General features: G+C 68.3%; 16 protein-coding genes. 9 read left to right on the top strand and 7 right to left on the bottom strand.

Going from position 1 to position 10607, the window contains the following annotated elements:
- Positions 1 to 145 precede the first annotated feature (145 nt).
- Positions 146 to 1033, bottom strand: a complete 888-nt coding sequence (locus E1218_RS18855; RefSeq protein WP_132321904.1) for a phosphotransferase family protein — start codon at positions 1031 to 1033, stop codon at positions 146 to 148.
- Positions 1034 to 1276: 243 nt separating this feature from the next.
- On the opposite strand from E1218_RS18855, the gene E1218_RS18850 reads away from it, so the two are divergent.
- The 4 genes from E1218_RS18850 to E1218_RS18840 all read left to right on the top strand — a co-directional run bounded on the left by E1218_RS18850 (position 1277) and on the right by E1218_RS18840 (position 3867).
- The gene (locus E1218_RS18850; RefSeq protein ID WP_132321902.1) at positions 1277 to 1996 is read left to right on the top strand and encodes a VOC family protein; all 720 of its coding nucleotides are present in this window, start codon (positions 1277 to 1279) and stop codon (positions 1994 to 1996) included.
- A gap of 72 nt (positions 1997 to 2068) precedes the next feature.
- Positions 2069 to 2305 carry a mycothiol transferase gene (locus tag E1218_RS37805; protein ID WP_267900317.1) on the top strand — a complete coding sequence of 79 codons (237 nt, stop codon included), beginning with the start codon at positions 2069 to 2071 and terminating at the stop codon, positions 2303 to 2305.
- A gap of 40 nt (positions 2306 to 2345) precedes the next feature.
- Positions 2346 to 2672 carry a mycothiol transferase gene (locus E1218_RS37800; protein WP_267900316.1) on the top strand — a complete coding sequence of 109 codons (327 nt, stop codon included), beginning with the start codon at positions 2346 to 2348 and terminating at the stop codon, positions 2670 to 2672.
- Positions 2673 to 2943: 271 nt separating this feature from the next.
- On the top strand, positions 2944 to 3867 hold the full coding sequence (locus tag E1218_RS18840) for an aldo/keto reductase (RefSeq protein WP_132321900.1): 924 nt from the start codon (positions 2944 to 2946) through the stop codon (positions 3865 to 3867).
- 223 nt (positions 3868 to 4090) lie between these two features.
- Here the strand turns inward: E1218_RS18840 and E1218_RS18835 are convergent, their stop codons facing one another.
- Entirely contained in the window at positions 4091 to 4369 is a 279-nt protein-coding gene (locus E1218_RS18835) for a cysteine dioxygenase (RefSeq protein ID WP_132321898.1), read from the bottom strand.
- Positions 4370 to 4451: 82 nt separating this feature from the next.
- Here E1218_RS18835 and E1218_RS18830 point away from each other — a divergent pair, with 82 nt between their 5' ends.
- Complete coding sequence (locus E1218_RS18830; protein ID WP_132321896.1) at positions 4452 to 4835, top strand: VOC family protein; 384 nt, start codon at positions 4452 to 4454, stop codon at positions 4833 to 4835.
- Positions 4836 to 4938: 103 nt separating this feature from the next.
- Here the strand turns inward: E1218_RS18830 and E1218_RS18825 are convergent, their stop codons facing one another.
- From E1218_RS18825 to E1218_RS18815, 3 genes are read right to left on the bottom strand one after another with little or no spacing between them, the layout of a single operon-like run.
- On the bottom strand, positions 4939 to 5496 hold the full coding sequence (locus tag E1218_RS18825) for a cysteine hydrolase family protein (protein WP_132321894.1): 558 nt from the start codon (positions 5494 to 5496) through the stop codon (positions 4939 to 4941).
- A 59-nt stretch (positions 5497 to 5555) separates the two neighbouring features.
- Positions 5556 to 5858, bottom strand: a complete 303-nt coding sequence (locus E1218_RS18820) for a DUF1905 domain-containing protein (protein ID WP_202866082.1) — start codon at positions 5856 to 5858, stop codon at positions 5556 to 5558.
- Positions 5855 to 6805: a helix-turn-helix transcriptional regulator gene (locus E1218_RS18815; RefSeq protein WP_132321892.1), complete on the bottom strand. Its 951-nt coding sequence runs from the start codon at positions 6803 to 6805 to the stop codon at positions 5855 to 5857. Before E1218_RS18815 ends, E1218_RS18820 begins: the two co-directional genes overlap by 4 nt.
- A gap of 54 nt (positions 6806 to 6859) precedes the next feature.
- On the opposite strand from E1218_RS18815, the gene E1218_RS18810 reads away from it, so the two are divergent.
- The 4 genes from E1218_RS18810 (at position 6860) to E1218_RS18800 (ending at position 9250) form a co-directional block, all read left to right on the top strand.
- Positions 6860 to 7225, top strand: a complete 366-nt coding sequence (locus E1218_RS18810; protein WP_407657621.1) for a mycothiol transferase — start codon at positions 6860 to 6862, stop codon at positions 7223 to 7225.
- A complete protein-coding gene (locus E1218_RS38215; protein ID WP_407657620.1) occupies positions 7165 to 7311 on the top strand; it encodes a mycothiol transferase in 147 nt (48 codons plus the stop codon). The genes E1218_RS18810 and E1218_RS38215 overlap by 61 nt, the downstream gene beginning before the upstream one ends.
- Positions 7312 to 7389: 78 nt before the next feature.
- Positions 7390 to 8328 carry a helix-turn-helix transcriptional regulator gene (locus E1218_RS18805; protein WP_132321890.1) on the top strand — a complete coding sequence of 313 codons (939 nt, stop codon included), beginning with the start codon at positions 7390 to 7392 and terminating at the stop codon, positions 8326 to 8328.
- A gap of 106 nt (positions 8329 to 8434) precedes the next feature.
- Complete coding sequence (locus E1218_RS18800; protein WP_132321888.1) at positions 8435 to 9250, top strand: LppU/SCO3897 family protein; 816 nt, start codon at positions 8435 to 8437, stop codon at positions 9248 to 9250.
- A gap of 18 nt (positions 9251 to 9268) precedes the next feature.
- Here E1218_RS18800 and E1218_RS18795 read toward each other — a convergent pair whose 3' ends face one another.
- Together E1218_RS18795 and E1218_RS18790 are read right to left on the bottom strand one after the other, a co-directional pair.
- Complete coding sequence (locus E1218_RS18795; RefSeq protein WP_132321886.1) at positions 9269 to 9694, bottom strand: nucleoside deaminase; 426 nt, start codon at positions 9692 to 9694, stop codon at positions 9269 to 9271.
- The gene (locus tag E1218_RS18790; protein WP_132321884.1) at positions 9691 to 10539 is read right to left on the bottom strand and encodes an LLM class flavin-dependent oxidoreductase; all 849 of its coding nucleotides are present in this window, start codon (positions 10537 to 10539) and stop codon (positions 9691 to 9693) included. The genes E1218_RS18795 and E1218_RS18790 overlap by 4 nt, the downstream gene beginning before the upstream one ends.
- Between the last annotated feature and the right edge of the window lie 68 nt (positions 10540 to 10607).

The following is a 10607-nucleotide window of genomic DNA, read 5'->3' as shown; positions in this document are numbered from 1 at the left end:
GGGTGGGTGGTCGGAGGACGGACAGGGGTCGGCGGTGCGCCGATAAGCGACATTATGTCAACTAGCAGGTGGAACCGGCCAGCTGGGCTATGCACCATGGGCCTGAACCTCTACCCCGGTTTGAGCTCGGAGCTGGGTGTGAGTGTCACAGGAGCAGCGTTTCGAGTTCCGGAAGTCGGCGGAACAGATCGGGTAGGCCGCGAATGCCGTTGCGGGCGGACTCGTGGGACAGTGTGCGTTCCGGTCCGGTGGTCGCCTCGACGCCGGCTAGGCAACGGAGGATGTTCCATCTGGTGTGGCCCAGCCAGCCGCCGATCAAGTAGACGAACCAGCTTGGACCCGACGGAGGCAACATTCCGCCCCCGGCGACGTACCCGTCGAGGACCGAGCGGAAGATCGCGGGCTCGATGTCGTCGAAGCCAGGTCCCTTCGCGAGGCTCAGCGCGGTTGAGCCGAGCTCGCCGGAGAGGTCGAGCATCCCCGAGAGTTCCCAGTCGAGCACTACCGGTCGGCCGTCGCGAGCGAGCAGGTTCCACGGTTGGATGTCTTTGTGGGTCAGTACGACGGGGCCCGGCCGCTCGCAGGTGTCGACGAAGTGTGCAATCGCGAGGAACGTCTCGACGTGGGCGGCGAGTTCCTCGGCCCACGGCTGTCCGGTCGCGGCCGCCCGCTCGGCCAGCTCGGGCCAGTCCCGTGGCGGAGGGTCCTCGATCGACACGTCGGTCCACTCGACGTCCAGCGCGTGGATCCGCGCGAGAATCTCGCCGATCTCGAACGCGTACGCCGCCGACACCGGTGCCTCGGGCACCTTCTCCCCCTCGACCCACCGGTGGACGAGCATGTTCGGTCCGGCCGAGATCGGCTCTGGCATCGGTACGCCGGCAACGAAGGCCGCCCGCTCGAGCCTGAACACGTCCTCGACGTGGTAGGTCCAGCGGCGGTCGCCGAGATTCAACTCCTTCACCGCGAACGACCCCTGGTCGGTGTCGAGCCGGTACATCCGGTTGGCGAACCCGCCGTGGACGCGAATCATCGGCCCAATCGGCACACCGAGCTGCAAAAGTTCGGAAGGTACGTCATGCGCGGTCACCCCACGCAATCTAAGGCTCGCGCTGCACCGATGCACTGCAATTACCCGAAATGCAGGCCGCACGGAGAGGGTTTCGTCACCGGATCACCCTCCGCCGAGTGAACTGTTGAATCCCTGCGCGCTGAGACCTCTCCCCTGGGTTATTGCGTTGCGCGGTGGAGGTGGTGGGCTTAGGTTGCGGGTCTCATGACGATTCGGCTGTTTGCGCTCAGCTTCGATGCCCGCGATCCGCAGCGGCTCGCGGAGTTCTGGGCCGGTGTGCTCGGCTTCGAGGTGGCGGACGATCCGTACGGCGTCGCGGTGCTGCCGAACGACGACACCGGGTTCCGGTTGCGGTTCCTGCCGAGTGAGTCGGAGAAGACCGGACAGAACCAGATGCACTTCGATCTGACGAGTCAGTCTCTGGAGGATCAGGAGGCGACGGTCGCGCGGGCGCTGGCGCTCGGTGGCCGGCACATTGATATCGGGCAGTTGCCGGAGGAGAAGCATGTGGTGCTGGCCGACCCGGAGGGCAACGAGTTCTGCGTCATCGAGCCGGGGAACAACTTCCTCGCCGACTGTGGGTTGATCGGGGCGCTGGCGAGCGACGGTTCGCAGGCGGTCGGGTGCTTCTGGGCCAAGGCACTCGATTGGCCGCTGGTGTGGGACCAGGACGAAGAGACTGCGATCCGTTCACCGCACGGCGGTCCGAAGATCACCTGGGGCGGTCCGCCGGTGGCGCCGAAGCTCGGCAAGAACCGGCTGCATTTCGACCTTGCCCCGCCGGCCGACGGTGATCTGCAGGCGGAGGTCGATCGGTTGGTCTCCCTCGGGGCGACGCGGCTCGACATCGGCCAGGGTGAGGTCGACTGGGTCGTCCTGGCGGACCCCGACGGCAACGAATTCTGCGTACTGCCTCCTCGGTGACTCCACTCTGAAGACGCACGGCGGGAGGAGTCGAATGGGGCGGCCGGTAGTCGGCCAGTTAGCGTCGGCTCCGTGAACGCTTCGGTCAAAGAGGAGTTGCATCAGGCGTTGCGGCAGGCGCGCGCTGGCGTGTTGCAGACGGTCGAAGGGCTACCCGAGTACTCACTGCGCAGACCTGTCACGCCCACCGGCACGAATCTGCTCGGAATGGTGAAACACCTGGGGAGCCAGGAGTACGGCTATCTCGGCGAGGCGTTCGGGCGGCCCGCCTCGGGAGGCTGCGCCAGTCGGGATCGTCTGGCTTCATGACTCGACGGATTGGGACGCCGAAACGGCTGGGAATCCGGACATGTGGGCACGAGCGGACGAATCGAGCGAATACCTGATCGGCTTCTACCAGCGGGCCTGCGCACATTCCGACGAGACAATTCTCGGTTGTGACTGGGATACGCCGGGATTCGTCCCGTGGTGGGGCGAGAAAGGCTCCGGTACGACGCTCGGGACGATCGTGATCCGCGTCCTGTCGGAGACGCTGCGGCATGCCGGGCAGCTGGACATCGTCCGCGAACTGGTCGACGGGCGGATTGGTGCGGAGGCCAGACAGCAAGGTGATGAGCGGTGGTGGCGTGAGTACGCCGCTCGGGTCCAGGCGGCCGCCGATCAGTTCGCGCGTTAGTCGACCAGTGCTTGGCGATCATTCGGTGGCCTTCGACGTTCGAACTATGAACCGACCGCCCGCTGTCCTGCACCAACTTCCCCGGGCAGATACTCCGCCGGCAGCAAGCTCGCGTCGTCGCTCGCACGAACCTCGCCGCTCTCCCCGCGATACCCACAACTCGAGCCACTCCCGATGAGCGCCTCAACTCCGGTCGACATGGTGATGCTTCGCGCGAGAGAAGTGGCCACAAAAGCTGGACGGAATTCACAGCCGGGCTTATCCTGACCGAATGCAGAATGCACAGAAGAATGCATCCTTATCAATTAAGCTATCACCAGAAATCGCCCGGCGCAAGGCGTCGATCGGCGACCGGCACGTCGGCCGCATCGGCTTCGGTACGAAGCGCCTGGCCGGCGGCGACGGCAGCGGAACGCAGGAGGAAGCGATCGGCTTGCTGCGGCGCGCGGTCGAGCTCGGCGTCGACCACCTCGACACAGCGGACTTCTACCCGTCGTACGGTCGTTCCGGGGCGTCGACGGATTTCGTCGGACTCGACTGGGCGAACGACGTGATCCGCCGCGCGCTGGCGCCGTACCCGGAGGATGTGGTGATCGCGACGAAGGTCGGGCCGACCAAGAACGGACTGGCCTCGCCGGAGGAGTTGCCGGGGCTGGTCGGGAAGGATCTGCGGGCGCTCGGGCGGGAGGCCCTCGACGTCGTGTACCTCCGCCAGCACGGCCTCGACTCCGTCGCCGAGCACTTCGGAGTCCTGGCCGAGCTGCGGGACAAGGGCCTGATCCGGCACCTGGCCTTGTCCAACGTGCGGAAGCAACACCTCGCCCAGGCCCAGGCGATCGCACCCGTCGTCGCCGTGCAGAACAGGTACGGCGTCGGCTTCGGCCGGGTGAACGACGAGATCCTGGACCTCTGCGGTGAGCAGGGCATGGCGTTCGTCCCGTTTTTCGCGGTCACCGGATCCGGCCGGGAGGTCGGCGGTGTCGCCGTGGACGAAGCCGTCGTGACCATCGCGCGCGAGGTCGGCGCGACACCCGCTCAGGTCCGGATCGCGTGGACCCTGAGTCGCGGCGACCACGTGCTGGCCATTCCGGGCACCGGCAGCCTCGACCATCTCGCCGAGAACGTGGCGGCGGGCGACATTCACCTCTCCCCCGAGCAGGTCGCCGTACTCGACGGGCTCAGGGACGACCGATGACGCGGTAACGCAGGTGGGTCGCGTCGCGGCCGCGCAGGACGTCGACTGTCTCGAGCTCGATCTGTTCCGCGTCGAGATGGCTCGAGCAGCCGGCGGCCCTGGCCGAAGATGACCGGGACGAGCTGGAGCCGGATCTCGTCGAGCAGGCCGGCCGTGAGGCACGCCGATCCGGCCGCTCACCCCTCCGTCGAACACGCCCTGCACGAATCGACACCTCGGCAAGTCAGTCGTAGTAGCGGCGAACGCTGGAGCCGATTCGGGTTACGTCGTTGCCGTAGATGTGGAGTGAGATCGCGGTCGCGTCAGAGGTGTTGTGTCCGCGGTCGATGTCGCCGGGCGGGGCGAAGCCGCTGACATCGCCGGTCTGGTCGTCGTTCGAGCCGATCAGCCGGAGGTCGGCCTCGTACAGGTCCTCGTGCTCGACTCCCTGCAGTACGCCGAACACGCACCAGGTCACGTGGTCGTGGACGCGGGTGATCTGGCCGGAACGTGTGGTTGTCATGCTTCGAGCGTGTGCGCCGTCGACTGTGGATCTCCGCGCCGTGCCGCCTGCTCCGGAGAGTTGGCTCGCGTACTGTGCGGGGATGGCGATGCATTGGACGCTGGGATGTGATGCGGAGGATCCGCGGAAGCTGGCCGCCTTCTGGGCTGAGGCGTTGGGGTATGTGAGCGAGCCTGGGTACGACATTCCGGACGGCGCGTCGATCGTGGACCCGGACGGGAAGGGACCGGCGATCGGGTTCCTGCGCGTACCGGAGAAGAAGACCGCCAAGAACCGGGTGCACATCGATGTCCGGGTCGCCGGCGAACCACCGTGGGATCTGGCCGAGCGCGGCCGGCTGATCCGGGCGAAGGCCGACGAGCTCGCGTCAGCCGGCGCGACCCGGCTCCGCGAGGCGTACGACGGCGACGTACTCGACGCCGTCGTCATGCTCGACCCCGAAGGCAACGAGTTCTGTGTTGCGTGAGGTGACCCGGCGGGCCGTGCTGCTCGATCGGTGCGGCGTTCACGGTGGTGCCGGTGCGAAGCGCATTCGGTCCTTGAGCGAGTCGTGATGTCGATGCCGTCGATCAGGTCTCTGTGAAGGTTACGTCGGCGGTGTTCTGTACTGCTGCTGTGCGGCCGGGGGCGCGGTGGTACTGCCAGTACAGGTTGGTGTGGTCGATCACCTTGTCCGGTGAGGGTGCGCCGTACTCGGTCTGGTCCTCGGTGGTGTGCGCGTCGCCGACCAGCGTGACGTCGTAACCGCGGACGAAGGCGCCGTGGATCGTCGAGCGGATGCACTCGTCGGTCTGTGCGCCGCCGACGTAGATCCGCCCGATCCCGGCGTTCGCGAGCACGTACTCGAGGTCGGTGTCCTCGAAGCTGTCGGCGAACGTCTTGTGCACGAGCGGCTCGGCGTCGTCCCGTTCCAGCTCCGGGACGAGTTGCCAGTTGTCACTGTCCCTGGGCAGGTGCTGGCTGTTGTGCTGGACCCAGACGACCGGCACGCCGCCTGCACGGGCCTTGCCTACGAGGGTGCTGATGTTCGCCACCACGCGGTCGCGCTCGTACCCTTCCGACACGACACCTGTCTGGACGTCGATCACTACGAGGGCCGTGTTCGGCCGGTTCGACAACGTGGACATCTGGGGTTTCCTCTCTGCCGACTGTGCTCGACGAACGCTAGGGGCCGCCACCGACAGTTTCAGGAGACGCTCCAGCTCCGCAGTCGCAGCCGCACCGTCGGTACGTCGCCGTCGTCCAGTTCCTCGGCCCGCCGGACCGCCGCCTTCACCGGCAGGATGTACCGCCCGTCCTTCGGGAACATCGACGTGTCCCACACACTGTCCCCGATCTCCGCCTGGACCGGGATCATCCCCCACCCGTAGGTGACGAAGTTCGCCTCGGCCTCGAAGTACGTGCTCTCGTCCTCCGGCACGGTGATGAAGTACCACGGCGCCGGCCCGTGCCAGTACCAGATCTCTCCCGCGAACTCGATCTCGGTCACAGTCCGCTCGCCGCCAGCAATCGCCGCCCGAGTTCCCGGCCGGCTTCCTGCACCTCCGGTGATCCGAGGATGCGGTACGGCGCCCTGATCGCGGTCAGCTGGGCGGCGTACCAGTCGGGTTCGTCGGTGCTGGCGAGCAGCCGCGTGTGCTCGGCGTCGATCGGCTCCATCCGACCCATGCTCCGGGGGATCCAGCAGGCAGCGTCCGCGAGCGGGGCGTCGATGACGACCTCGATCTTGTACTTCCAGCCCAGCGCCAGATGTTCCTCGACCGCGGCGAGCGGATCCAGATTCGCGGGCGGTGTGAACGTCTTGTCCGGCGAAGGCTCCACCCGGCGGACCTTGTCCACCCGCAGCACCCGTTCGGCCGACTTCGAGTGCGACCAGCACAGCAGGTACCACCGTCCCCGGCGTACGACGACCGCCCACGGATCGACGTCCATGGTCCAGCTCTCTCCCGGGCAGCGCTCGTAGTCCAGCAGCACTCGACGCTGATTGGTGCTGTGCGCCACGAGTTGGGCCGTCACCGACGGATCGGGCGTTCGGGCACCGGGATCAGGACCGCGCGCACTCACCCGTCGTACGGCGTCCGTCGCCCGCGCGATCGGCTCCGGCAGCACCCGGATGATCTTGCCGAGCGCGTCGTCGACCGGATCGTCGGCTCCACGGGGTCCTTCGAGCACGGCCATCACCAGGCCGAGCGCCTCGGTGGTGCTGAACATCAGCGGCGGCAGCCGCAACCCGCGGCCGACCCGGTAGCCGCCGTACGGCCCGCGGACCGACTCGATCGGTACGTCGGCCTCGCGCAGGATCGCCACGTACCGCCGGGCCGCGCGCTCGGAGACGCCGAGCTTGTCCCCCAGTTGTTCGGCGGTGACCCCGGGCGAGTTCTGGATCAGCTCGAGCACCGTCAACGTCCGCGCCGTCGGGCTGACGTCGTACGCCATGGCGTTCCCCCATTCCGGAAGCTGATCGTCCGGAACCGACTGTAACCTGCTGCCATGGACAACGACATCCTGCAGGAGCCGCCGATCGCCGGCAGCGAGATCGACACGCTGCTGGGCGCGCTCGAGCGCAACCGCCGGACGTTCGCGTGGAAGTGCGGCGGCCTCGCCGCCGAGGGCCTGAGTGCCAAGCACCCGCCGTCGACCGTGACCCTGGGCGGCCTGCTCGAGCATCTCGCGCTGGTCGAGGACGAGTACTTCACCGGCCGGCTGCACGACCGCGACCTGCCCGCGCCCTGGGACGTCGAGCGGTGTCCCGGAGGGCGGTCCAGGAAGCCCTCGCGACCGGCGGGATCGACCAGTTGGCGAAGCGTTCCCGCAACGGCCGGCCGGCGAGCCTGCGCTACATCCTGGTCGACATGATCGAGGAGTACGCGCGGCACACCGGGCACGCCGACCTCATCCGCGAGTCCGTCGACGGCCTCGTCGGCGAAGGCGTACCGAGCTGACCGGCAGGACGACCGGCCACCCCGGATCCGCGCGAGAAGTGCTCAGCGGATGAGCGGTTTGTCTGCGAGCATGGGCGGGTGCGGGCGGATCGGTTGGTGGCGGTGCTGCTGTTGATGCAGGCGCGCGTGCGGGTGACCGCGGCCCAGGTGGCCGGGGAGTTGGAGATCTCGGTGGCGACGGCGCGGCGCGATCTAGAGGCGTTGTCGACGGCCGGGATCCCGGTCTATCCACAGCCGGGACGCAACGGCGGCTGGCAGCTGATCGGCGGGGCCCGGACCGATCTCAGCGGACTGACCGCGTCTGAGGCGCAGGCCTTGTTCCTGCTGGTCGGTCCGGCGGCGTCGATCGCTCCGGACGCCCAAGCGGCCTTGCGGAAGCTGGTCCGGGCACTCCCCCAGACGTTCCGCGAGGAGGCGCAGGCCGCGGCCGAGGCGGTCGTGATCGACCCGGCCCGCTGGGGCGAACACACCAAGGAACGACCGGAAGTGGTACGGCGGTTGCAGGACGCGGTCGTACGGCGGGTCAAGGTGCGACTGGTCTATGCGGGACGCGGGCGCGAGCAGTCCGAACGACTCGTGGATCCGCTGGGGCTCGTGGACAAGGACGACATCTGGTACCTGATCGCCGGGACACCGAAGGGGCAGCGTACGTTCCGGGTCGAGCGGGTGGTGTCGGCGGAGGTGACCGGCGAGGGGTTCGAGCGGCCGGCCGACTTCGACCTGACCGCGGCGTGGAACGAGGTCGTCGAGCAGATGGAGGGACGGCGGTCGGGTCTGACCGCGACGGTGCTGATGGACGAGCGGCACCTGTGGGTGATGCAGGACCGGCTCGGGCGCCACTGCGAGGTCATCGGCACGGAAGGCGACCGGGTGCGGATCACCGTGACCGCGCCGACCCCGCTGATGATCGCCCAGCACCTGGCCGGCTGGGGCGGCTCGATCGAGGTGCTGGACCCACCGTCGGTGCAAGCGGAACTGGCCCGTCTCGGCACCGAACTCGCCGCCCGCTACGGCTGAGCGCGTGCCAACGGGATCGCGCCACACCGGCGGGCCGGATGGACCGGTGTGGTGAGTAAGGTGCGGTGGTTCGACTTGTTCTGTCATCGTCTTTCAGGAAGCGTCTGTGACCACATCCCCTCCGCAGCCCCCGCAGAACCCGTACGCCGGCCGGCCCGGCGACTACGGACCGCCGCCGGAGCAGCAGTTCCCGCAGTACGCCCAGCCCCAGCCCTTGGGACAGGGCCAGCCCAACGTCCAGCAGGCGCCACCACCGCAGTACCAGCACCAGCAGATGCCGCAGCCGATGCCGCCGCCGATGCCGCAGAACGTCCTGCAGTGCCGGTTCTGTGGGGCGTTCCCCGCGGAGCAGGCGACCGTGCGCGGTCACCAGGGCATGATCGTGGTGATGCGGTTCCTCAAGTTGCAGGGCCCGTTCTGCAAGACCTGCGGCACTTCCACCGTCCGGGACATGACCGCGAAGAGCCTGTGGCAGGGCTGGTGGGGCATCGGGTCGATGATCGTCAACCCGATCACGATGCTGATGAACATCGAGCCGTGGGCAAAGTTCCGCAAGCTGCCCGAGCCGGCTCCGGGCGCGCCCGGCCGGCCGATGGATCCGGGCAAGCCGCTGTTCAAGCGGCCGGCGATCCTGATGCTGCTCCTCCCGATCGCGCTGATCACCACGATCGTGGTGATCAACCTGAGCACCACGACCGCGTCCGAGGCCGAGGCCGGTGCGTGCGTGGTGAACAAGGGCACGTCGGTCAGCCCCGACGTCCAGGTCGTCGACTGCGCGTCGTCCGAGGCGGAGTACAAGGTGGTCGGCAAGCTCGACGACACCGTGGACGACTCCCGGTGCGACCAGTTCCCCGGCTACGAGGCGGCGTACACCTCCGAGGTCGGTTCGCAGAAGTACACGCTCTGCCTCGGCCCGATCTGAGCCGCGAGCGGTGCCGGTCTACGCGTAGTACCCGTCGACCGGCACCTTCGCCTCGTCGTAGAGCGCGGGTCCGTCCTGCGGTACGGCGGGGAAGCTGCCGCTCGACTTGAGTCCGTCGAGCTGTTCGCCGGACAACGCGTAGACGATTCGGCCGAGACCGGAGCGCGCGAGCGCACCCGAGCACATCTCGCACGGCTGGCAGCTCGTGTACATGGTCGTCGCCGCGGCCGTCTCGGCGTCCAGCTCACGCGCGGCCCAGACCGCGAGCTTCAGCTCCGGGTGGAAGCTGATGTTCCCGTCGGTGATCGTCGAGTTCCGCTCCTCCGCCAGGACGGTCCCGTCCGGGCCGACCAGCAGCGAGCCGAACGGCGGATTGCCGCCGGCGCGGGCGGCCGCGGCCAGCTCGATCGCGCGGCGGAGGAAGCCTTCGGCTTCGGGGGTCATCGGTTCTCCCATCGTCGGTGCGCGGCGATCGCAGCCAGCGCCTGCCAGGCCACCTCGGGCCTCTCGGTCTCGGCGGGGTCACCCACGAAGGGGTCCAGTACGACGCTCCGCGCGCCGAGATCGCGGAGTAGGTCGAGATCGGCCAGCACCTGGTCGAGCGAGCCCTCGCCCGCCACCCGCTTGTCGTCGGTCAGCGGCTCGGGGGTCAGTCGGAGCAGGATCCGCGGCGCGAACTCGGGCACCGGGCGGTCCTGCTCGGCCGCGATCTCCCGCAGCCGGTTCAATGCCGTGCTCATCCAGTCGACCCGTTCGCGGAGTGGGTGCCAGGCGTCGCCGAGGCGGACGGCGCGGCGGAGTCCCGCCGTACTGCGGCCGCCGATCCACAGCGGGATGCGACCGGAGCCGTAGTCCTTGTCGTCCTCCCAGACACGCCGGATCTCGACCAGCGTCTCGTCGGTGACCCGGCCACGGCGGTCGAAGTCCGCGCCGAGGGCCTCGAACTCCTGCCGGGCCCAGCCGACCCCGACGCCGAGGACGAGCCGGCCGCCGCTCAGCTCGTTCAGGTTCGCCGCCATCCTTGCCGTCAGCAACGGGTGCCGGTACGGCGCGATCAGGACCGTGGTGCCGAGCCGCACCCGGTCGGTGATACCGGCGAGCCAGCCCAGCGTGGTGAACGGCTCGTAGAAGGGTGCCGGGTACTGCTCGGCCACGTCCGGGGTGATGGCGACATGGTCGGAGACCATCAGCAGGTCGTAGCCGAGACCTTCGACCGTGCGCGCCCAGTCACGCAGCCGGGCGGGGTTCGTGCCAGGGCCGAAGTTGGGGACGTTCACACCGAGTTCCACGTCGTTCAGGCTATCCAGGCGGTGGCCGTGTTCTGAAGGGATTCCTCATGCCATCAGGCGGCTTCCGC

Origin of the sequence: Kribbella turkmenica (assembly GCF_004348725.1) — a bacterium.
GTDB classification, from domain to species: domain Bacteria; phylum Actinomycetota; class Actinomycetes; order Propionibacteriales; family Kribbellaceae; genus Kribbella; species Kribbella turkmenica.
This window is presented reverse-complemented; position numbering and strand designations above follow the sequence as displayed.